The sequence below is a fragment of the Streptomyces sp. NPDC031132 genome, from assembly GCF_055570595.1.
This window is the reverse complement of record NZ_JBVIGX010000002.1, coordinates 453,338-474,549: the sequence shown is the minus strand read 5'-3', so window position 1 is coordinate 474,549 and position 21,212 is coordinate 453,338. Positions and strand designations below refer to the sequence as shown.

The following is a 21,212-nucleotide window of genomic DNA, read 5'->3' as shown; positions in this document are numbered from 1 at the left end:
TCACCCTTCGTCGTGTGGTGCCCGGCCTGCTGGCGATACCGATTGGCGGAGCACCCCCCTGCTTGCGCTAATCTATGACTCGCAACGGGCGCTCGCCCCCCGGCAAGGCCGGAGGTGGGCTGTTCGGCGCACCGCAGCAATCCCCTGTAGCTCAATTGGCAGAGCAGCCGGCTGTTAACCGGCAGGTTACTGGTTCGAGTCCAGTCGGGGGAGCGCAGTCCCCTGTAGCTCAATTGGCAGAGCAGCCGGCTGTTAACCGGCAGGTTACTGGTTCGAGTCCAGTCGGGGGAGCGTGAAAGAAGAGGACCTCACGCGGGTCCTCTTTCTTTTTTGCCCTGGTTCTGGAACCGGGCAGCCCTCAGAACGGTCTCCCTCAGCAGGCGAAGCCGATCATGCGAGGCATCCGAGGCAGGAGATCGTATGAGCGGCTATGCTGCGGCAGACGGCGCGCACACATGTACGCGCCACGCCGTGAAGGGGCGGTAGCTCAGCCGGTTAGAGCAGCGGACTCATAATCCGTCGGCCGTGGGTTCGAGTCCCACCCGCCCCACTGCGAGCCGCAGGTGCAGAAACGATTGCACCTGCGGCTTTGACGTTTGCGGGGGTTGGCTAATCCGAGGGAACGGCTGACCTGGGCGGGCCGGTGCGGATATTTTCGGCCGATGAGCACCGCATCCGAGGGTGAGGCGTTCCGTCAGCACGCGGTGGCGTCGGGGTTCGCGCGGATCCACCAGGCCGCCGGGGACATGGTGGTGTACGGCGGTGAGGAGCCGTACCGGCTCGTCCACCCGCCCGCACGGGGTCCGCAACCGCCCCCGCAGGAGGCCGGCGAACAGCCCAGTGTGCTGCTGCGTGCGGCGAGTGGACTGATCGCGTTCACGGGCCGCGAGAGCGAGCTGCGCGACCTGCGGGCGTGGCGCGACGCGACCGCGTCGGGTCCGATGGGCGTCCGTCTGGTGCACGGGCCGGGCGGGCAGGGCAAGACCCGGCTGGCCGCCCACGTCACGGAACTGTGGCAGCAGGAGGGGTGGGTGGTGCTGGCCGCCCACCACCGGCGTGACCGTTCCGCGCCCGACGTCCTCGTCAGCCCTGATCTGCAGGGCGCCGCAGGAGTCCTGGTGACGGTGGACTATGCCGAACGCTGGGACACGACCGACCTGCTGACGTTGCTGAAGGACGTGCAGGCCGGTGCGGCCGCCAGCCGATCTCCGGTGCGGGTGCTCCTGCTCGCGCGCCCCGCCGGAACGTGGTGGCAGAGTCTGGAAGGTCGGATCCAACGCGACGTGGGCGTGGTGCCCAGTCGCTGGAAACTCGCGCCGTTGGAGGACGGTTCGTCGATCACCCGTGCTGGCCTCTTCGCCGCGGCACGCGACCGGTTCGCCGACCTGCTGGGGGCGTCGGAGGCCAAGGACCTCGACCCGCCCGCCGCGCTGGCGGACCACGCGGCGTACCGGCTGGTCCTGACGGTGCACATGGCCGCCCTGGCCGCGGTGCTGTCCCACGGCGGTGAGAAGGGCCCGCCGGTGGACCCCAAGGCGGTGTCGGCGCTGCTGCTGGGCCGCGAGCGCGACCACTGGGAGGCGATGCACGCCCCCACCAGGGAGAAGCCCCTGGCCACGGCCCCGGACGCGATGGGTCAGCTGGTGTACCTCGCCACGGTCACCGGCCCGCTCGGCTACGCCGACGCCAAGAGCGCCCTGGACCGGGCCGACGTGGAATCCCGGGAGGCCTCCGGACAGCTCCTGAAGGACCATGCGCTCTGTTACCCGCCCGCCGCAGATGCCGAGGGCCGACCGGGCGGGCGGGTGCAGACCGTACTGGAGCCGCTGTACCCGGATCGGCTGGGCGAGGACTTCCTCGCGCTGCTCACCCCCGGCCACGACCACGACTTCCCCGTAGACCTGTGGGCGGACGGCGCCCCCGCCCGCCTGCTGGCTCCGTGCCCCGGTGACGCGACCGGACCGGCGGCGCCCGTGTGGGCCGGGTACGCGCTGACCACGCTTGTGGAGGCGGCCGGCCGGTGGCCGCACCTCGCCCGGCGGCAGCTGTACCCGCTGCTCACGGCCCACCCCGAGCTGGCGCTGCAGGGCACCGGCGCCACGCTGGCCGCACTGGTCCGCCTGGAGGGCATGGACGTGGAGCTGTTGAAAGGCATCGAAGCCCTGGTGCCGGCGCGGCGGAACGTCGACCTGGACGTGGGCCTCGCGGCCCTGGCCTCCGAGCTCGTCGAGCACAACCTGGCCCGTGCCACCTCGCCCGAGCAGCGTGCCCGGATCCTCGGCGTACTGTCGGCCCGCCTGCAGGACGCGGGCCTGCGCAGGGAGGCCCTGGACGCCAATCGCCGGGCACTGGAGATCTGGCAGGACCTCGCCGATGAAGACCCCCACGCCCATCTGCCGGGTCTGGCGACATCGCTGGGCAACCGTGCCAACCTCCTGGCCGAGGTGGGACGGTGGGGAGAAGCGGCATGGGTGTCCCAGCAGGCGGTCGAACTGTGGCTGGGGCTCTCCGAGGCCGGGGCCTACACGCCCGATCTGGCCAGGGCGATGGGCAACCACGCGAACCGGCTGGCCGAACTCGGGGAGACGAGGGCCGCGCTGGCGCTCTCCGAGAAGACGCTCGCCCTGCACGAGGAGCTGGCCGCGGTCGACGGGGACGCCCATGCGGAGAGCCTGGGCCACTCCTTGCACAACCGTGCGCTGTGGCTGTCGGAGGTCGGCAGGCGCGAGGAGGCCGAGGCCGTCTCCGAACGCGCGGTCTCCGTTCGGCGCCGGCTGGCGGCGCGGGACCGGGGTGCCCACCTGCCCGACCTGGTCGCCAGCCTGCACAACCACGCCGCGCTCCTGGGCCGGCTCGACCGCTGGGAGGAGGGGCTGCCGATCTCCGAGGAGGCCCTCGGCCTGGAGCGCGGGATGACGGCGGCCAACCGGGCGGGCCATCTGGAGCAGCTGGCCGGGTCGCTGTCCAATCACGCGAGCATCCTGGCCAAGGCGGGAAGGCGTGAGGAGGCCGTCCCCGTCTCGGCGGAGTCGGTCGAGCTGCACCGGGAACTGGTGGCGGGCCACCGGGAGGCCCACCTGCAGAGGCTGGCCGCCTCCGTCAACAACCACGCGGTGCTTCTGAGGGAGCTGGACCGCGGCGAGGACGCCCTACCGCTCTCGGGCGAGGGGGTGGAGCTGTACCGGGAGCTGGCCGAGGCCAACCGGGGAGCCTTCCTGCCTCCGCTGGCCCAGGCGTCCACGAACCACTCCGTCCTGTTGGCCGGTCTCGGGAGGGTGGGCGAAGCGGTGGCCGTCTCCGGGCGGACGGTGGCCCTGTGGCAGGAGCTGGCCGCGGCCGACCGGAGCCTCCGCGTGCTGCAACTGGCCGCGGCCACCAACAACCACGGCGTGTGGCTGCGGGACGCGGGGCGGCCGGAGGAGGCCGTGCCGGTCGCACGGGAGGCGGTCTCCCTGTACCGGGAAGCGGCGGCGGCCGACGAGGAGCGGCTCCTGCCGCTCCTGGCGGTGTCGTTGCAGAACTTCGTGAACCTGCTGACGCAGCTGGAGCGGTGGGCCGAGGCGGAGCTCCACGCCTCGTACTCGGCGGCCTTCCACCAGCGACTGGCCGATGCGGACCCCGCCCGGCTGCCCGCGTACGTCGAGAACCTGGCGGCGTACGGGCGCGTGCTGGTCGGGCTGAGCAGGTTCGGCGACGCGGTCGTCCCTTTGGCCCACGCCTACCGCGACGCGCTGCGGCTGCCCGAGGAGAGCCGCGAGGTGATGCCCGTGCTCGTCGACCACCTGCGTCGCGCACACGCCGGCGATCCCGCCGCAGTGGCCGAGCGGTTCCGGTCGCTCACCGGCTACGAGGTGCCCGCCTGGATGAAGGAGCCGCCCGCCCCGATGTGAGCCCCCGGCCGCAGGCAGGGGATGGGCCCGCCTGCGGCTTCGGTGCGTCTTCGGTGCGTCTTCGGTGCGGCTGGAGGTCCGCGGCTAGAAGTTCTCCGTTTCGTCCGCCAAGTGGCGCAGTACGTCGTTCAGGTCCTGGCGGCGGGCGAAGGCCGCGCGTTGGCGGTGGGCGCCCGAGCCGTCGCGCAAGAGGCCTCCCAGGGTCTTGGCCGCGTGGTCGAGCTCGCCCGACGCCGCCAGTTCCGGGGCGACCAGGTCCAGCAGCGCCTCCGCCAGGTCCGCCGCCGGGAGTTCGGCCCCCGTGTACGGGTCGAGGCCGAAGCCCTCCAGCCCGTCGTGGGCCGCCCGCCAGCGTGCGAGGCGCAGTACGTCGTCCCGCAGCGCCGGTTCGGGGCGCTGCTCCGCGATGTCCCGCAGGATGGTCGCCACCAGGGCGCGGACGAGCTCGGCCTGGAGGATCGCCGTGTCGATGTCCGGGGACATGTCGGGCGCCCGGATCTCGAGCGTCGGCCAGTGCCCGGACGGGCGGAGGTCCCAATAGACCATCTTCGTGTCCAGGGCCGCCCCGGAGCCGAGCAGGGTCTGCACCGAGCGCCGGAAATGGGCCGTGGACGTGAAGTGCGGGGGCAGGCCCGCCGAGGGCCAGCCCGACCAGGCCATCGCCCGCCAGCTGGCGTGGCCGGTGTCACGGCCGCCCCAGAACGGCGAGTTGGCGGCCAGCGCGATCAGCGTGGGCAGCCATGGTCTGACGCGGTTCGAGACCGCCACGGCCGTGTCCACGTCGAGGGTGCCGACGTGGATGTGGCGGCCGCAGCTGACGAGGGTGTCGGTGAGCGCGCCGAAGCGGCGGTGCTGCTCGCGCTGGCGCGGCTCGTCGTCGGTCAGGTGCAGCGGCCCTTCCACGGCCACGACCGGCGAGGGCGCGGCCAGCAGCCGGCAGCCGTGGGCGCGGGCCGCCCGGGCGAGGGTGCGCCGCAGGACGGCGAGCTCCTCGCGCAGCATGGGCGCCGAGTCGGCGACCGGGGTGGAGATCTCCACCTGGTAGCGGGTGCCCTCGGGGTGCACTTCGTGGGGCAGGCCCGCGGCGGTGGCCAGGACGAGCGGGGCGGCCGGGACCACCCGGAAGGTGCGGGTGTCGACGAGGAGGAACTCCTCCTCGACACCGACGGTGAGCGGGGCCATGAGAGGGGTCGCGCGGACGCCGTTGTCCGCGCTGCCGGTGCTCGTGGTGCTGTTGCCAGGTTCGATCACTACGCCTCCCTGGACATACGAGTCTTTTCATCATGAGCCGAACCCGAGGCGAGGAGCGCACGCCGATTCAGTCAAATGTCCTGTGACGGTGGCGAGTTACCGGCAAGGACCGGCCCGGTCTGAGACCGCGGATCCGGGTGGGGCGACTGGTGCGCGTGCGTGAGCGGCCGGGGCGCGGGCCGGATGCGTACGGGCTCCCGGCCCGTTCATGCCCGGGGTCGCCGAACGGCCGCCGGTTATCATCCGCTGTGACCGGTACGAGCACCCCCACGCCCACCCCCACCCGACGCGCGACGCGGATATTCGCCGACCTGACCCCGCTGCGCACGTCTCCGGACTACCGGCGGCTGTGGGTCGGCAGCACCATCTCCTGGATGGGCCAGGCGATGACCGCCCTCGCGATCTCGCTCCAGGTCTACGACATCACCCGGTCCAGCTTCTCGGTCGGGCTCGTCGGACTCTTCTCGCTCGTCCCGCTCGTCGTGTTCGGGCTCTACGGCGGGGCCATCGCCGACACCGTCGACCGGCGCAAGCTCGGCCTGTACAGCTCCCTCGGCCTGGCGGCCCTGTCGATCGCGCTGGCCGGCGCCGCGCTGCTCGACCACCACCGGGTCTGGCTGCTGTACACGGTGGTCGCGCTCCAGGCGGTCTGCGGCGCCCTCAACGGACCCGCCCGGTCCGCGATGATCCCGCGGCTGCTGCCGGCCGAGCAGCTGCCCGCCGCCAACGCGCTGAACTCGGTGACGATGACCTCCGGGACGATGATCGGCCCGGTGCTGGGCGGGCTCATCGTCGGCTGGTGGGGCTACCAGGCCGCGTACCTGATCGACGCCGTCACCTTCTGCGCCGCCCTCTACGCGGTGTGGCGGCTGCCGGCGATGCTGCCGGAGCGGGAGGGCGGCAAGCGGGGGCGGGCCTCGGTACTGGACGGGCTGCGCTTCCTCGGGACGCGGCCGAACATCCGGATGACCTTCTTCTCCGACATGGCCGCCATGGTGCTGGCCCAGCCGAAGGCGCTGTTCCCGGCGATCGCCGTGCTCTGGTACGGCGGCGACGCCAAGACCGTCGGCCTGCTGGTGGCCGCGCCCGCCGTCGGGGCGCTGCTGGGCGGGCTGTTCTCCGGCTGGCAGGGCCGGATCCGCCGGCACGGGCTGGCGATCCTGCTCTCCGTGGCCGCCTGGGGGCTGGCCATCGCCGTCTTCGGGCTCACCCGGGACCTGTGGCTCGGGCTGTTCTTCCTGGCCCTGGCGGGCTGGTCCGACACCATCTCCATGGTGTTCCGCTCCACGATGATGCAGGCCGCGACCCCGGACGAGATGCGCGGCCGCCTGCAGGGCGTGTTCATCGTGGTCGTCGCGGGCGGGCCCCGGCTCGGGGACTTCCTCGCCGGGACCACCGCCGACCTGACCTCCCCGGCCGTGGCGATCACGGGCGGCGGGCTCGGGTGCGTACTGGTGCTGCTCCTGCTGGCCCTGCGCTGGCGCGGGTTCGCCCGGTACGACGCGAGGTCGCCGCAGGCTTGAGGTGTGAGGCGTGAGGCGTGCCGCGTGCCGCCGGGCAGTGCGCGACCCCGCGCGGGACGGCCGCCGCTATGTGGAGCCTGTCCGTCCGGGGCCTACGCCGGTTCCAGGAGTACGGCCGGGAGCGTGCCGCTCACGATTTCCTCCCGGGGCAGCGAGAGGCCGAAGTGGCGCTCCAGCACGCCGAGGGCGGTGCGGTGGACCTCCCGGTCGTCCGCGTCGTCGCCCGTGCCCTCGTCCGCCGGGAGGCCCGCGGCGGTCAGTTCGGCCTGCAAACGGGAGGCCGTCTCGGGGTCGCCGTCGACCCCGTCGTAGCCCCAGGAGCCGTCCAGGTGCAGGTTGAAGGCGCTGAGCACGACCTCGTCGCGGAGGTGCGCGAACTGCGGCGGGACCGGCTTGCCGTTCTCCTCCTCGAACTCCAGGTGGCAGATGTCCACGCCCCCGCGGGAGAGCGGCAGCCCGCCGCCGAACCCGCCCATCCAGCCCCCGTACGCGACCGTGTACGACCAGTCGCCGCAGCGGCCGTAGCGCAGGCCGACGTCCTCGTAGTCGACCAGGAGGGCGAGGAGGTCGGCTCCGGTGAGGTCGCCCACCGGGACGGCGGTGTGCTCGGGCCCGTACAGGGTCTCCGTGAGGCGCCCGACGAGCTCCTCCGGGGTGAGCCCGCGGGCCATCACCACGCTGTACCCGCCGAAGGCGATCGACTGGGGCGCCGCCAGCCAGGTTATTCCGTCTGTCATGACGGACATCCTGGCCGAAGCCTCTGACAACGCGCGGGAGTCGGGTCAGGCGGGGCCGACCACGCCCCGCGCCACACCCAGGGCGACCAGGTCCTGGGGGCGGATGCGGAGTTGGTCCGCCGTGGACGGGGCCTCGGACGGGGGGCGCTTGAGGATGGCCGCCGCGAGTTCGGGGGCGATCACCGAGAAGTAGCTGTCCGGGGTGACCCAGGTGTTCCCCGGCGCGGCCAGCGCGAGGGCGCCGCCCGAACCCCCCTCGCCGATCAGGAGGGTGGTCACCGGGACCCCGGCCGCCGCGACCGCCGCGAAGGTGTCGGCGATGGCCGCTCCGGCGCCCGCGTGTTCCGCTGCGGCGTCGTTGGCCGCGCCGGGGGTGTCCACCAGGGTGAGTACGGGGATGCCGAGGCGGTCCGCGAGGCGGATCACGCGGGCCGCCGTACGGTAGCCCGCCGGACGGGTCGCGGTGCCGCACTGGGCGGCGTACGCGACGGCCCGCCCCTCCCGCAGCCCGAATCCGCACAGCATCCCGGGGTCCGTGCCGCCCGCCCGGTCCCCGGAGAGGGGGAGGCGGAGCGCGAAGTACGCGTCCAGGTACGCCTCGGCGCGGGGCCGGTCCGGGTGGCGGGCCTGCCGTACGGCGTCCCAGCCCGAGGCCGGGGGCGGTACGTCCGACAGCGCCGCCGGCGGCCCGACCGGCTCGGCGGAGCGGGGCGCGGCCAGGACGCGGAGCCAGCCGGCCAGGGTGGCGGGCAGCTCGGCGGCCGGGACGACGGCGTCGACGTGCCCGGCGGCGTACTGGCCCTCGGCGGTGTACGCCACCGGGTCCGCGTCCGCCGGCCGGACCCGGGAGCCCGCGAAGCCGACCTGCGCACCCGGGAGCGCGAGCACGACGTCCGCCCCGGCGCCGAGCGTGGCCCAGCCGCCGCCGGTGGTGGGATCGCGCAGGACGGCGATCTGCGGGAGCCCTGCGGCGCGGGTGAGGACGGACTGGCGGGCCACGCGCTGGAGTTGGGTCAGCGCGAGCATGCCCTCCTGCATGCGGGAGCCGCCGGTGGCGATCAGGGACACGAGGGGGAGGCGGTGTTCGCGAGCGTATGTGTACGCGGCTTCGAGCCGGTCTCCGGTGCGTTCGCCGAGGGAGCCGCCGAGGAAGCCGAACTCGAAGGAGATCAGGGCGGCTTGGCGACCGCCGATGAGGGCGGTTCCGGTGACGACGGACTCCTCTTCGCCGGTCCGCGCGGCGGCGCGGGCGCGGGAGTCGTCGTAGCCGGCCCAGGTGAGGGGGCCGTCGGGGGCCGACTCCCGGTGGGGGGCCGGTAGTTCGGCGAAGCTGCCGGGGTCGGTCACGGAGGCGATGGCTGCGCGGGCCGAGAGGCGGGTCGTCGTCACGGAATCACCCTAGGGGTGTCGTCAAAGTCCCGTCTGGCCGGCGGGGCCCGGCACGCGCGCTCGCCGCGTTGTCGTCGGTCGGCGACGCGAGCGTCGCCTCCCTCCTCCGCCTTGCGATCACACGCACCAGACCCCGCCGGCCCCGCCCTCACGGGCGGACGACGCTACTTCGACGACATCCCCTAGGCGTGTCCGCAAGGTCCTGCCCGGCCCGCGGTGTCTGGTGCCGCACCTCGCCGCGTTGCCGGGGCGCCCGAGTACGCCCCGTACACGGGCGCCTCTCTGCCGTGCGATGCACGACACCGGACGGTGCGGGCGGCGCGACAGTGCGGACACCCTCTAGGGGTGGGTGTCGGGCGGGCCGGTCCCGTGGGGCGGGGCAGGTCCCGTCGGCGGGGCCGGTACGCCTTGGGCGGGCGGCCCGTCAGGCGGGCTGGTCATCCGGCGGGGCCCGGCGCGTCCGGCGGGTCGTCATGTCGGCGGGGCCGGTCACGTCAGGCCGGGGAGGGGGAGGGCGATCTTCAGGGCGTAGGCCGCGACGAGGCCGTAGCCGAGGCGGAAGGTCCAGGCGCGGGCGGCGGGGGAGATCTTGCGGCCGGCGAGGGCGCCGAGGGCGACGAGGGTCTGCTGCCAGAGGAGCGAGGCGGCGGCGACTCCGGTGAGGAAGGCGGCGGCGGTGGTGGGGGTGGTGAGGGTGGAGGCCTGGGCGGTGGTGAGGGCGGCGAAGTACAGGGCGGTGGTGGGATTCACGGCCGTGAGCCCGACGAACCGCCCGAACGCCCTGACGGCCCCGGCCTCTGCCCGTGGCTCGGCCCCGGGGCCGAGCTCAGGATGGACTCCGGTCCCCGCCCCGGGGCCGAGCTCAGGATGGACTCCGCTCCCCGCCCCGGGCCGGGCTGCCGCCCCGGGCTCGGCCCCGCCCGCAGTCCGGGTCCCGGCGCCAGGTTCGGAGTTGGCCTCGGCTTCCCGCTTGGGCGCTGGCCCGGCCCCGGGCAAGGTCCCGGGGAAGGCTCCCGCCCCGGGCTCTGCCATGGCTCCGGACAGGGGGTCCGGGGCGGGCCGAGGGGCAGGCCGGTCGGTGGGGTGGGGCCCTGCGGGCGGCCGTTCCCCACCCCGCCCCTTCCCGAAACAGGGGCTCCGCCGCAGACCCCGCGCCTCGAGCGTCGGCCGGGGTGAAGGGTCCGGGCTCCGCCGCAGAGCCCGCGCCTCGAGCGTCGGCGGGGGTGAAGGGTCCGGGCTCCGCCGCAGAGCCCGCGTCTCGGGCGTCGGCGGGGGTGAAGGGTCCGGGCTCCGCCGCAGAGCCCGCGCATCGAGCGCCGGCGGGGCCGAAAGACCGGGGCCGTGCCCTGGGCCTCGGGCCGTGTGGACCGGGTCCCGTGCCGTGAGGGGCGGTGGGGTTGACGCCGTGGAGTTGCGGAAGCCGTGGGCGGCGATCGCCAGGAGGATTGCCGCCGAGGCCAGGCGGATCCAGGCTTCGATCGGGGTCACGTGGGAGGCCACCCAGGGGCCGAGTGCGGTGGCCAGGGCCGCGTAGGCGAGGTCGACCGTGGCGATGCCCGCCGCCGCGGCCATCGCCATGCGGCGGTTCCGCATCGCCTCCTGGAGCAGCAGCACGCTCATCGCACCCATCGGCATCGCCACGCCCAGGCCCGCGACAGCGCCCGCCAAGGCGGGGGAGAGGAATTCGCTCATGGAAGGGGAGGGTGAGGGGTGGGGGCATCCGCACAGCGGCGTATATCGGCCCCGGCTGCGAGAATCGCGGTATGGACCGCCTCGACAGGGAAATCCTCGGCATCCTGCAGCAGGATGCGCGGATCTCGTACCGCGATCTCGGCGTCCGCGTCGGGCTCAGTGCCAACGCCACCGCCGACCGGGTGCGACGGATGCGGCGCGACGGGGTGATCCGCGGGTTCACCGTCATCGTGGATCCGGCTGCCGACACCCGGGGCGGACTTGTGGTCTTCATCGATCTGAGCCTGCGGCAGGACACCTCCAATGACGAGTTCGAGCGGAAAGTCGCCACGCTGCCCGGGATCACCGAAGTCGTCCACGTGACGGGGGAGTACGACTACCTCGTACGGGCCCGGGCCGCCGATCCCGCCGCGCTCGACGCGCTGCTGCGCCGGCTCAAGCGGGAGGCCGGTGTGGCTCAGTCCAGCACCCGGATCGCCTTGCGGGCCGCCCACCGGCCGGCAGGGACCTGAGGTCTGCTCCCTCAGAGCGCCGACTCCCAGCGCACGGTGGTCCCCCGCGTCCCCGACTCCGTGCGGCCGTCGTCCGTGACCGTCAGGCGGGCTCGGGCCGGGGTGGCGTCCACCTCGACCTCGATCGAGGTGACCCCCGAGCGGCGGTGGGCCGCGGCCAGGGCGCCGCGCAGGGCGGAGAGGAGGTCTCCGGCCACCGGCTCCCGGAGCAGGGCGTCCACCGCGCCCGCGAAATGGACCGACGGCTGGAAGCCCAGCAGGACCGCCGCCCCGCCCGTCTCCCGCAGGACCCGGCCGCGGAACGTCGTCGGGGCGTCCGTCGGCGGCTGCTGGAGGGCGAAGATCGCGGTGCGGACCTCCTGGATGGTGGAGTCGAGCTCGTCCACGGCCCGGCCGAGTTCGTCGCCCACCGTGTCCCCGGACGGCGCGGCCGCCGACCGCTTCTTCGTGCTCTCCAACATCATCTCCGTCGCGAACAGCCGCTGGACCACCAGATCGTGCAGGTCCCGCGCGATCCGGTCGCGGTCCTCGTAGACCGCCAGCTGCTCCCGGTCGTGCTGCGCGTCCGCCAGTACGAGGGCCAGCGCGGCCTGGGAGGCGAACTGCGAGGCCAGCAGCCGGTCCACGGCGTCGTACGGGCGCCCGCCCCGGGCACGCGGCAGGGCGAGGGTGCCGATCAGCTGGCCGCCGCTCTGGAGGGGGAGCATCATGCTCGGGCCGAAACGTTCCCGCACATGCGTCGTCATCCGCGGGTCCGTCGCCGAGTCCTCTATGAAGACCGGCTCCCCGCCGAGGAGTTGTTCCAGCACCGGCGAACCGGGGGCGATCGCCGTCCCGACCAGGTCACCGGGGTCCGCGTGCGTGGAGGCGGCCACGATCTCCATGCCTCCCTCCGGAGTCGGCTGGAGGACCACGCCGGCCGCCGCGTCCGCGAGCAGCCGGGCCCGTTCCGCCACGCACATCAGCGCGTCCATGGCCGGCCGGCCCGCCAGCAGGGTCGTGGTGACCGCGGCGGCGCCCTCGATCCAGCGCTCCCGGCGGCGCGCCGTCTCGAACAGCCGGGCGTTGCCGATCGCTATCCCCGCCTGCGAGGCCAGGACGCGTACGAGGGCGAGGTCCTCCTCGGTGAAAGGGCCGCCGCCCACCTTCTCGGTGAGGTAGAGATTGCCGAAGACCTCGTTGTGGACCCGGATCGGTGCGCCCAGGAAGCTGCGCATGGGGGGATGGCCCGGCGGGAACCCCGCCGAGCGCGGATCCGTGGACAGGTCCTCCAGCATCAGCGGGCGCGGATCGGTGATCAGCGCGCCGATCAGGCCCGAACGCCCGTCGGGCAGGCGGGGGATCGCGGCGCGCTCCGCCTCGCTCAGGCCTGCCGTGTACAGCTCGGTCAGCCGGAGGCGCTCGGGGTCGACGACCCCGAGCGCCGCGTACCGGGCCGTGCACAGCTCGGTCGCCGAGTCCACGATGTGCTGGAGGGTGGCCTGCAGCTCCAGTTCGGAGCCGACGCTGAGCACCGCCTCCAGGAGTACGGGCAGCCGGGCCCGTTGCCCGCGGGCGACCGGGGCGGCCGAACCGTCCGGGGCGGCCGAACCGTCCGGGGCGGCCGGGCCGTCCGGCTCGGGCGCCGCGTTCGTCATTCGGCCAGCGGGTTGAGGACCATCGGGGCGATCTTCCCTTCGAGCATCATGCCGAGACCGAGCACGGCGCACACGTCCGGCCGTTCCGCGATGGCGACGGGCATGCCGGTGGCGTCGCGCAGCATCTGGTCCAGGCCCGGCAGCAGGGCGCTGCCTCCCACCATCATGATCCCCCGGTCCGTCAGGTCGGCGACCAGGTCCGGCGGGCAGTCGCGCAGCACCTTGCCGATGCCGTCGAGCACGGCGGTCAGCGGGGTGTGGATGGCGTCCCGTACGGCGGCGGTGTCGACGTGGACCGAGCGGGCCAGTCCGGTGGCCACGTCACGGCCGTGGATGAGGGTGGAGGTGGGGCCCCCGCCGGTGATGCCGGCGCCGTGCAGGGCGACCTGGAGCGGGCGGACGGCCTGGCTGGGCAGCATCAGCTCGTGCGCGTGGCGCAGGTGCTGGACGACGGCGTGGTCGATGGCCTCGCCGCCGACCGGGATCCGCTGGGCGGTGACGATCGAGCCGAGGGAGAGGACGGCGATCTGGGTGGCGGCGGCCCCGCACACCATGATCATCGTCGCGGTCGGCTGCTCCACGGGCAGGCCGCAGCCGACGGCCGCCGCGATCAGGGTGTCGACGAGTTCGACGCGCCGGGCCCCGAGCCCGACCATCGTCTCCACGGCGGCCCGCTGGGCGAGCGGGTCGGCGTCGTGCGGGGTGCAGGCGGCGGCCCGCAGCCGGGGCTTGCGGCGCAGGGCGCGCCGCAGCTTCTCGCCGAGCAGGTGGCGCAGCATCCGCTGGGCCATCTCGATGTCGACGACGGTGCCGCCGGAGACGGGGCGTACGACCCGGATGTAGTCGGGCGTGCGGCCCGTCATCCGTTCGGCGAAGGTCCCGACCGCGATGAGTGCACCGGTGCGGGTGTTCACGGCGGCGACGCTGGGCTCGTCGACGACGAGGCCGGCGCCCTTGACGTACACGCGGGTCCTGGCGGCTCCCAGGTCGACGGCGACGTGGCAACGGCGCAACTGCTCAAGACTGACGGTCACGGCAGATCCTCCCGAGAGCGCTGACGCAAGAAGACCGGCGGCTGCCGGTTGTACTTCATATCTTCTCGGGCGAATGGGGCATATCGCCCGCTGGGCTGCTCCGGCCGGGTGTGGCGCACGGGGTGAGAGGTGCTGCACGGGGGTGGATTTCTGTACCGACAGGCACCACGATGCCCGCACCGACCGCGCTACTCGTGCGTAACAAGGTAAGGGGGACCCCATGCTGACGCCCCGCCAGAGACTGTTGGCGCTCCTGACGCTCTGCCTGGCCCTGCTCGCGCCCCTCCCGGCGCAGGCCGCCGCCGGTGTGCAGTCGCACAACCCGGTGGTCTTCGTCCACGGCTACAACGCCGACCCGGGCGTCTGGGGCGGCCTGCGCGAGGACCTGCGCGCCGCCGGGTACAGCGACTCGGAGCTCTTCTCCTGGGGTTACGACACGCACCGGTCCGTCAACGAGGTCCTGGTCGGGCAGCTCGGCGCGTACGTCGACCAGGTCCGCCGACAGACCGGCGCCGCCCGGGTCGACGTCGTGGCGCACTCCTTCGGTTCGCTCGTCGGCCGCTGGTACGTGAAGTTCGGCGGCGGCGCAGCGTCCGTCGACCACTGGGTCTCGCTGGCCGGACCCAACCACGGCACCTCCACCGCGTGGGCCTGCGCCCTGTGGGACCAGGCGTGCCGGGACATGACACCCGGTTCGTACGTCGTGAAGAACCTGAACGCGGGCGACGAGACCCCGGGCGCGGTGAAGTACGCGACCTTCTGGTCGAACTGCGACGAGGTCGTCAACCCGGACGGCAGCGTCCCGCTCGCCGGGGCCGTCAACACGCCGGTCGGCTGCCTCCGGCACAACGACCTGCTGGGGGACGACGCCACCTCGGCGGGCGTCCGGTCCTTCCTCGCCTCCTAGAGCCCGCCCCCTAGAGCTCGACCCCGTCGACCGCGACGCGCTGGAGCAGGCCGTACGTGAACTCCGCCACGCACGGCCGGCCCTGCGCGGTGAACGCGAGGCGCCAGCGGGTCGGCGCGGTGCCCTCCATCGGGCGTACCGGGGCGAAGGCCCGCGCCACCTCGTCCACCGTGGCCGACCAGGGCCGCAGGTCCTCGGGCCGCTCCAGTACGGGCCCCCGCGCGCCCGGGGCCCGTACCAGCCACTCGTTCCACACCGCCCCGTCCGGCGCGGCCAGCACCTCGAAGCGCAGGTCCGGCCAGAGCGGCACCGGCCACAGCAGGGCCTCGCACTCCAGGTCGCCGATGGTGCGGGCAGATGTGGATTCCGGCGGGCCGAGCACCGAGCGGTAGCGGGCCAGGGCCCCGCGGGTGCGGGGGGACCGGACCATCGCCTGCCAGCGCTTGTTCGCCTCCCGCTGTTCGGCGAGCGAGGCGCCCAGCCGCCGCCGGGCCTCCTCGGCGAGGTCCGGCCGGAAGTCCGCCATCCGGCGCAGCAGCACCACCTGGAAGGCGGCCGGACCGAAGGGTCCCGGGGGTGCTGACGCAGTCATGGAGGCCACGATTCCACACAGGACCTCCACGAACCCGCGATACGGATGTTGCGTGGGACCACGTAGCGTGCGGACGTCATGGACTACTGCCACGCCTGCCGGAGGCACCTCAACGGCGCCCTGGCGTGCGCCGGGTGCGGAACCCCCGTCGAGTACCTGCCGCCCGCCGCCGCCGGTGGGCCTGCCGTGCCCGCCCCCCCGTACGGCGGCTCCGCACGGCGGGAGGAGCCCGCCGACCCGTTCGCGGACGCGATCGTCGTGATGTCCGGAGCGCACGACGGCCGGGCCGGTGCGCGGCGCCGCGCCACGCACCGCCGGCGCCGCCGGACCATGCTGACGGTCGGGCTGGGCCTGGTGCTCGCGGTCGGGGGCACGTTCGCGCTCGCCCGGATCGTCACCGAGGGGCAGAAGACCGACCGGGCCGCCGAGGTGGTGCTCACCGACGGGAACGGCCCGCAGGACCCGGCTCCGCTGCCGAGCGGCAACGGGACTCCCGGCGCGCCTTCGGCGCTGAAGCCGGTGAAGGCCCCGGGGGCCGCGAAGGCCACCGCGGGCGGAACGCAGTCGGCCCTGCCCGGGGCGTCTGCCGAGGGGTCCGCGCAGCCGGGTCCGACGGTGTCGGCCTCCGCCTCGGGGGAGACGGGGCCGACGAAGGGTGTCACCGGGCCGGGACCGTCCGTAAAGCCCGGTCAGTCGGGGAAGCCCTCGCCGAGTGCTTCCGGGACGGCGCAGCCGCCGCCCCCTCCCAGCCCGAGCCCGAGTCCCACGCCTACCAAGAGCTGCTTCCTCTGGGTCTTCTGCTGAGCAGCCGGACGCTCAGCCCAGCATCCGCTTGAGCAGGTCCCGCAGGACCGCACGCTCGGCCGTGGACAGCCCGGCCAGCGGTTCGCGCGCGAAGTCCAGCGACTCGCGCAGCCGGTCCGCGGTCTGCAGGCCCTCCTCCGTCGGCGCGGCCAGCTTGACCCGGCGGTCGGCCGGGTCCGGCCGGCGCTCGACCAGGCCGCGCGACTCCAGCCGGTCCACGATGCCCGTGATGTTCGAGGGCTCGCACTTCAGCTGCTGCGCGATCCGCCGCATCGGCATCGGCTCCAGGGACAGCAGGTTCAGCACCCGGGCCTGGGCGCCGGTGAGCTGGTGGCTGGCTGCAGCGTGCTCGTATTCCTCGTGGTAGCGGGCCACGACGGTGCCGATGAGCTCGACAACCTCAATGGTCAGGGGATCTGCGCGACGACTGGGCATGGATCCAGAGTACCCATTTACTTGACAACATGAAATATCCAGGCGCATGGTTGTTTCACGTACTGAAGTATTCGTCGATTTTCCATTCGGGAGCGCCCCCATGTCTCAGATCCCCGCCGTCAGCCGCGAGTGGCACCTCGTCCGCCGCCCGCAGGGCTGGCCCGTCGCCGAGGACTTCGCCCTGCGCGAGGTCGAGGTCGCGGCCCCGGCTCCCGGCCGGATCCTGGTGCGCAACCTGCACATGTCCGTGGACCCCTACATGCGCGGCCGGATGAACGACGTGAAGTCGTACGTCCCGCCCTTCCAGCTGGACAAGCCGATGGACGGCGGCGCGGTCGGCGAGATCGTGGCCTCCGAGGCCGAGGGCTTCGAGGTCGGCGACCACGTGCTGCACGGCCTGGGCTGGCGCGAGTACGCCGACCTGGACGCCAAGCACGCCACCAAGGTCGACGCCTCGCTCGCGCCGCTCTCCGCCTACCTCGGCGTGCTCGGCATGCCGGGCATGACCGCCTACGCCGGCCTCTTCGAGGTGGCCTCCTTCAAGGAGGGCGACTCCGTCTTCGTCTCCGGCGCGGCCGGCGCGGTCGGCAGCCTCGTCGGCCAGTTCGCGAAGATCAAGGGCGCCGCTCGAGTGATCGGCTCGGCCGGCTCGGACGAGAAGGTGACGCTCCTCACGGAGAAGTACGGCTTCGACGCCGCCTTCAACTACAAGAACGGCCCCGTCGGCGAGCAGCTGAAGGAGGCCGCCCCCGAGGGCATCGACGTCTACTTCGACAACGTCGGCGGGGACCACCTCGAGGCCGCCATCTCCTCCCTGAACGTGCACGGCCGGGCCACCCTGTGCGGGGCGATCGCCCAGTACAACGCCACCGAGCCCACCCCCGGCCCGCGCAACCTGGTCCAGGTCATCGGCAAGCGGCTGCGCCTGCAGGGCATCCTCGTCAGCGACCACGCGGGCCTCCAGCCGCAGTTCGTCCAGGACGTCGCCGGCTGGCTGCGCTCCGGCGAGCTCGTGGCCGACGAGACCGTGGTCGAGGGCGTGGAGAACGCGACCGACGCCTTCCTCGGCATGCTGCGCGGCGACAACACCGGAAAGATGATCGTTTCCTTCACCGGTTAGGCTCACTGCACACCGTCGTGATCGTGGGCGCGAGTCACGGCGATTCACCAGGAGGATCTCTTTACATGTCCATCCAGCACACCGACGTTCTGTACACCGCCGTCGCCACCGCCGAGAACGGCCGTGACGGCCGCGTCGCGACCAACGACGGCCAGCTCGACGTCGTCGTGAACCCGCCGAAGGAGATGGGTGGCAGCGGCGCCGGCACCAACCCGGAGCAGCTGTTCGCCGCCGGCTACAGCGCCTGCTTCCAGGGCGCCCTCGGCGTCGTCGCCCGCAACGAGAACGCGGACATCTCCGGCTCCACCGTCACCGCCGAGGTCGGCATCGGCAAGAACGACGAGGGCTTCGGCCTGATCGTCAAGATCTCCGCCTCGATCCCGAACGTGGACGCCGCCACCGCCAAGGACCTCATCGAGAAGGCCCACCAGGTCTGCCCGTACTCCAAGGCGACCCGCGGCAACATCACGGTCGAGCTCGCCGTCTGATCCGGCTCGCGCTCCACGAAGGCCGCACCCCGTTCCCCGGGGTGCGGCCTTCGCCGTTTCCGGCCCCCGCTCTAAGCTGGACCCATGCGTGATCTTGCGGGGGGATTCGGCTATCTGCTGGCCGGACAGAGATGGGTGCTGCGACACGGCCGCTGGCTGGGCTTCGGCCTGCTGCCGGGGCTGGTGTCGCTGGTGCTGTACGCCGGCGCGCTGGTCGGGCTCGGCTACGGCGCCGACGACCTGACCGCCTGGGCCACCCCCTTCGCCGACGGCTGGACCTCGCCGTGGCAGGGGCTCTTCCGCGGCTTCCTCACCGGCCTGGTCTTCGGCCTCGGGCTCTTCGTCGCGGTCATCACCTTCACCGCCGTCACCCTGCTGATCGGCCAGCCGTTCTACGAGTCCCTCTCGGAGCAGGTCGACCGCAGTGAGGGCGGCGACGTCCCGGAGTCCGGGCTCCCGCTCTGGCGGGAGCTGTGGATCTCGGCCCGGGACAGCCTGAAGGTGCTGGTCCGGGTGCTGCTGTACGGGATCGTGCTCTTCGCGCTCGGATTCATCCCGGTGATCGGGCAGACCGTGATCCCGGCGATCGGGTTCTGCGTGTCCGGGTTCTTCCTCGCCGAGGAACTCACCGCCGTCGCGCTGCAGCGGCGCGGAGTGGAACTCACCGACCGGCTCGCCCTGCTGCGGACGCGGCGGATGCTGGTGCTCGGCTTCGGCGTTCCGCTGGTGCTGGCGTTCCTGGTGCCGCTGGTGGCGGTGTTCCTGATGCCGGGTGCGGTGGCCGGGGCCACGCTGATGGTCCGGGACCTGACCGGTGAGGACGAGGCCGCGGCGGCCGGGGCCGACCCGAAGGCCGACACCGCCATCGGCACCGCCGGGGACGCGCAGGCTCCGGCCGGAGATCCGGCCGGAGGTGCGGCCGGAGGTTTCGGACCGCCGCCGCCCGCCTACTCGTAGCCGGCTCACCCCGGGACTACCGCTTCAGCAGGGTGATCGCGCCGACCGTGTCCTCGCCGGCGTGCGCGGCCGGATCCTCCGCCAGGCGGCGTCGCATCAGCTCGAGGTAGGGGCTGATCAGCTCGGCGCTGACGCCCTGCTCCTCGGCGGTGCGCAGCAGCGTCCCGCTGGCCGCGACCTGCATCGCCAGGTTCGACACGACGCCGGTGGTGAAGTCCCCCGAGGCCAGCCGGCCGGCCGCGTTGCCCACGAAGAACCCCATCGCGCCGAGCCACTCGGACAGCAGCGGCGCCAGGTCCTTCGGGGCGATGTCCTCGCCCTCGATCAGGGCGAAGGCGTGCGAGATGCCGGCGAACAGCCCGTACATCCCGCTCAGCAGCGCCACGTCGTGCAGCGCGGCGTGGCCCGGGTCCTCACCGACGAAGCGGGCGCCGGCCGGGGCCTCCAGGGCGGCGCGGTGCGTGTCGAACAGGGCCCGGGAGCCGCTGTAGAAGACGTACGCGCCGGACGCGGGGGCGCCGATCATCACCGGGGTGCCCATGATCCCGCCGCCCGCGAACCGGGCCCCGCGCGCCTCGGCCCAGGCGGCGCGCTCCCGGGCCTCGGCGGGCGTACCGGTGGTGAGGTCGACCAGGTCCTTCCCGGTCAGGTCGATGCCGTCCAGGACCGAGTCGACGCTGGCGTCGTCCAGCAGGCAGAGCACGACCAGGCCGTTCGCCGCCACCGCCTCGGCGGGGGTCGTGGCGACGGCGGCGCCTTCGGCGGCGAGCGCCTCGGCCTTGGCGGCGGTGCGGTTCCAGACGGTGAGGGGATGCCCGGCGGCGAGCCAGGTGCGGGCGAGTGCGGTGCCCATGTCGCCGAGGCCGAGCAGGGTCAGCGGGCGCTTCGTCACGGTGTTGTCGGTCATGCCGTTTAGCCTGGTGGCAGGCCGAGAGGCGCTCAAGTACGCACTTCGGAGTGGGTGGTTACTCCCAGGTGAGCGAGCAGGTGGGGAGGGGTGCGCGATGTCGGTGACGCGAAGGCCCGGTGCGGACCACTGCGGTGTGGCCGCGGCGATGTCCGTGATCGACGGCAAGTGGAAGGTGTCGCTCCTGTGGGAGCTGGAGCAGCGCCCCCGCCGTTTCGGCGAACTGCGCCGACTGGTCCCGGGGGTCTCGGAGAAGGTGCTCGCGGCCCAGCTGCGTGAGCTGGAGACGGACGGCATAGTCCACCGCGAGGTCTACGACGAGGTCCCGCCGCGCGTGGAGTACTCGCTGACCCCGCTGGGCCAGGAGCTCAACACGGCCCTGGAGGCCCTGGGGGCATGGGGAACCAAGCACCTTCTCCCCGAGCCGACTCGGCAGCCGGCCTAGGCCCCGGGGCAGGACCAGGTCCGGGTCCAGGCCCGGGCCTGGTCCGGGGCCAGGTCCGGGTCCAGGGCAGGTCTACGTATGGGGTTGGGCCTGGGCGCGGGGTTCCACCCACAGGGCTTCGCCGACCGCGCACAGATCGCCTCCGGCCGTGGCCAGGGCCGTGCCCACGCGGTACTTGCGGCCCTCGCTGCCGAGCAGCCAGGCGTACGAGACGAGACCCGCCCCGACCGGCACCGGCCGCAGCAGCCGCGCCGTCAGGGCGGCCGTGACCGCACCGGCCCGCCGGTCGTCGAGCAGCCGGCCGGCCGCGTTGCCCGGGCAGTCCAGCGCGCCCCACACCAGCTCGGGCGGCAGCAGTCCGTCCGCGCCGCCGAGCTCGGGACCGGGGGTCCAGGCGGCGGCCACCAGCGCGCTGCCGGGCACCCGGCCGCAGTGCAGGCGCAGCCCCGTGGCGGGCGTGCGGTGCAGACCGCAGCCGAAGCAGTCGACCATCCCGTCCGGCGGAGCGGCCCGGTACGCGTCGGCCGCGGCCTGCGCCTGCTCCCAGGCCGGCGGCTCCGGGGCCTCGACGGCCGGCTCGGCGGGGATCGCCGCCGCCAGCAGGAGCTCGCCGTCCACCAGCTGGACGCCGCCATCGGCGGTCGGGGCGAGCCGGACCGGGGCGTCCGTGGGCACCGGCCGGCGGAAGTCCACCCGTACGGTCTTCGCGGCGGCCCGCGCGGCCAGCACCCCGGCCACGTAGCCGCCGAAGGCCACCCCCGGATATCCGCACAGGTGGGCCGGAACCGTGATCGTCTCGAAGTCGGTCATGCCCGCCACCTCATCACACCCGCCGCCCGCGGCCCAGCCGTCGGCCCCGTCACAGCCGTCGGGCCGCGGGCACCGCAACTAT

At 73.6% G+C, this 21,212-nt stretch carries 19 protein-coding genes and 3 tRNA genes; 12 read left to right on the top strand and 10 right to left on the bottom strand.

What is annotated here, in order from left to right; genetic code table 11:
- Positions 1–140: 140 nt before the first annotated feature.
- The 4 genes from ACZ49B_RS05210 to ACZ49B_RS05195 all read left to right on the top strand — a co-directional run bounded on the left by ACZ49B_RS05210 (position 141) and on the right by ACZ49B_RS05195 (position 3,890).
- Positions 141–213: transfer RNA gene (locus ACZ49B_RS05210), tRNA-Asn, on the top strand.
- Between the two features lie 5 nt (positions 214–218).
- Positions 219–291 (top strand) — tRNA-Asn (locus ACZ49B_RS05205).
- A gap of 185 nt (positions 292–476) precedes the next feature.
- A tRNA-Ile gene (locus ACZ49B_RS05200) sits at positions 477–550 on the top strand.
- 112 nt (positions 551–662) lie between these two features.
- Positions 663–3,890, top strand: coding sequence for a tetratricopeptide repeat protein (locus tag ACZ49B_RS05195; RefSeq protein WP_468300568.1), 3,228 nt, complete (start codon positions 663–665; stop codon positions 3,888–3,890).
- Between the two features lie 84 nt (positions 3,891–3,974).
- Here the strand turns inward: ACZ49B_RS05195 and ACZ49B_RS05190 are convergent, their stop codons facing one another.
- Positions 3,975–5,141 (bottom strand): carboxylate-amine ligase, encoded by a 1,167-nt coding sequence (locus ACZ49B_RS05190; RefSeq protein WP_468300566.1) that lies wholly within the window; start codon positions 5,139–5,141, stop codon positions 3,975–3,977.
- 248 nt (positions 5,142–5,389) lie between these two features.
- On the opposite strand from ACZ49B_RS05190, the gene ACZ49B_RS05185 reads away from it, so the two are divergent.
- A complete protein-coding gene (locus ACZ49B_RS05185; protein ID WP_468300564.1) occupies positions 5,390–6,664 on the top strand; it encodes an MFS transporter in 1,275 nt (424 codons plus the stop codon).
- Between the two features lie 92 nt (positions 6,665–6,756).
- On the opposite strand, the gene ACZ49B_RS05180 is transcribed toward ACZ49B_RS05185, so the two are convergent.
- The 3 genes from ACZ49B_RS05180 to ACZ49B_RS05170 form a co-directional block, all read right to left on the bottom strand.
- Positions 6,757–7,401, bottom strand: coding sequence for a hypothetical protein (locus ACZ49B_RS05180; RefSeq protein ID WP_468300562.1), 645 nt, complete (start codon positions 7,399–7,401; stop codon positions 6,757–6,759).
- Positions 7,402–7,446: 45 nt separating this feature from the next.
- Positions 7,447–8,790: a carboxyl transferase domain-containing protein gene (locus tag ACZ49B_RS05175; RefSeq protein WP_468300561.1), complete on the bottom strand. Its 1,344-nt coding sequence runs from the start codon at positions 8,788–8,790 to the stop codon at positions 7,447–7,449.
- Positions 8,791–9,279: 489 nt separating this feature from the next.
- Positions 9,280–9,540, bottom strand: a complete 261-nt coding sequence (locus ACZ49B_RS05170; protein WP_468300559.1) for a hypothetical protein — start codon at positions 9,538–9,540, stop codon at positions 9,280–9,282.
- Positions 9,541–10,553: 1,013 nt separating this feature from the next.
- Here ACZ49B_RS05170 and ACZ49B_RS05165 point away from each other — a divergent pair.
- Positions 10,554–10,994, top strand: a complete 441-nt coding sequence (locus ACZ49B_RS05165) for an Lrp/AsnC family transcriptional regulator (RefSeq protein WP_468300557.1) — start codon at positions 10,554–10,556, stop codon at positions 10,992–10,994.
- 11 nt (positions 10,995–11,005) lie between these two features.
- Here ACZ49B_RS05165 and ACZ49B_RS05160 read toward each other — a convergent pair whose 3' ends face one another.
- Both ACZ49B_RS05160 and ACZ49B_RS05155 read right to left on the bottom strand, forming a co-directional pair.
- Positions 11,006–12,631, bottom strand: coding sequence for a sensor histidine kinase (locus tag ACZ49B_RS05160; protein ID WP_468300555.1), 1,626 nt, complete (start codon positions 12,629–12,631; stop codon positions 11,006–11,008).
- Entirely contained in the window at positions 12,628–13,665 is a 1,038-nt protein-coding gene (locus tag ACZ49B_RS05155; protein WP_468300553.1) for a rod shape-determining protein, read from the bottom strand. Before ACZ49B_RS05155 ends, ACZ49B_RS05160 begins: the two co-directional genes overlap by 4 nt.
- A 220-nt stretch (positions 13,666–13,885) precedes the next feature.
- Here ACZ49B_RS05155 and ACZ49B_RS05150 point away from each other — a divergent pair, with 220 nt between their 5' ends.
- Positions 13,886–14,572 carry an esterase/lipase family protein gene (locus tag ACZ49B_RS05150; RefSeq protein ID WP_468300551.1) on the top strand — a complete coding sequence of 229 codons (687 nt, stop codon included), beginning with the start codon at positions 13,886–13,888 and terminating at the stop codon, positions 14,570–14,572.
- A 10-nt stretch (positions 14,573–14,582) separates the two neighbouring features.
- On the opposite strand, the gene ACZ49B_RS05145 is transcribed toward ACZ49B_RS05150, so the two are convergent.
- Positions 14,583–15,164: a hypothetical protein gene (locus ACZ49B_RS05145; protein WP_468300549.1), complete on the bottom strand. Its 582-nt coding sequence runs from the start codon at positions 15,162–15,164 to the stop codon at positions 14,583–14,585.
- A gap of 78 nt (positions 15,165–15,242) precedes the next feature.
- Between ACZ49B_RS05145 and ACZ49B_RS05140 the strand changes: the two genes are divergently transcribed.
- On the top strand, positions 15,243–15,968 hold the full coding sequence (locus tag ACZ49B_RS05140) for an SCO2400 family protein (protein WP_468300547.1): 726 nt from the start codon (positions 15,243–15,245) through the stop codon (positions 15,966–15,968).
- Between the two features lie 12 nt (positions 15,969–15,980).
- On the opposite strand, the gene ACZ49B_RS05135 is transcribed toward ACZ49B_RS05140, so the two are convergent.
- Positions 15,981–16,403, bottom strand: coding sequence for a MarR family winged helix-turn-helix transcriptional regulator (locus ACZ49B_RS05135; protein ID WP_468300545.1), 423 nt, complete (start codon positions 16,401–16,403; stop codon positions 15,981–15,983).
- A 100-nt stretch (positions 16,404–16,503) separates the two neighbouring features.
- Between ACZ49B_RS05135 and ACZ49B_RS05130 the strand changes: the two genes are divergently transcribed.
- The 3 genes from ACZ49B_RS05130 to ACZ49B_RS05120 all read left to right on the top strand — a co-directional run bounded on the left by ACZ49B_RS05130 (position 16,504) and on the right by ACZ49B_RS05120 (position 18,968).
- Positions 16,504–17,523 (top strand): NADP-dependent oxidoreductase, encoded by a 1,020-nt coding sequence (locus ACZ49B_RS05130; RefSeq protein ID WP_468300543.1) that lies wholly within the window; start codon positions 16,504–16,506, stop codon positions 17,521–17,523.
- 65 nt (positions 17,524–17,588) lie between these two features.
- The gene (locus ACZ49B_RS05125) at positions 17,589–18,011 is read left to right on the top strand and encodes an organic hydroperoxide resistance protein (RefSeq protein WP_468300541.1); all 423 of its coding nucleotides are present in this window, start codon (positions 17,589–17,591) and stop codon (positions 18,009–18,011) included.
- 84 nt (positions 18,012–18,095) lie between these two features.
- Complete coding sequence (locus tag ACZ49B_RS05120) at positions 18,096–18,968, top strand: EI24 domain-containing protein (RefSeq protein ID WP_468300539.1); 873 nt, start codon at positions 18,096–18,098, stop codon at positions 18,966–18,968.
- A gap of 16 nt (positions 18,969–18,984) precedes the next feature.
- Here ACZ49B_RS05120 and ACZ49B_RS05115 read toward each other — a convergent pair whose 3' ends face one another.
- Positions 18,985–19,875 carry an NAD(P)-dependent oxidoreductase gene (locus tag ACZ49B_RS05115; RefSeq protein ID WP_468300537.1) on the bottom strand — a complete coding sequence of 297 codons (891 nt, stop codon included), beginning with the start codon at positions 19,873–19,875 and terminating at the stop codon, positions 18,985–18,987.
- A 97-nt stretch (positions 19,876–19,972) separates the two neighbouring features.
- Here ACZ49B_RS05115 and ACZ49B_RS05110 point away from each other — a divergent pair, with 97 nt between their 5' ends.
- Positions 19,973–20,320 carry a winged helix-turn-helix transcriptional regulator gene (locus ACZ49B_RS05110; RefSeq protein WP_468300535.1) on the top strand — a complete coding sequence of 116 codons (348 nt, stop codon included), beginning with the start codon at positions 19,973–19,975 and terminating at the stop codon, positions 20,318–20,320.
- 72 nt (positions 20,321–20,392) lie between these two features.
- On the opposite strand, the gene ACZ49B_RS05105 is transcribed toward ACZ49B_RS05110, so the two are convergent.
- Entirely contained in the window at positions 20,393–21,130 is a 738-nt protein-coding gene (locus ACZ49B_RS05105) for a hypothetical protein (RefSeq protein WP_468300533.1), read from the bottom strand.
- Positions 21,131–21,212: the final 82 nt, after the last annotated feature.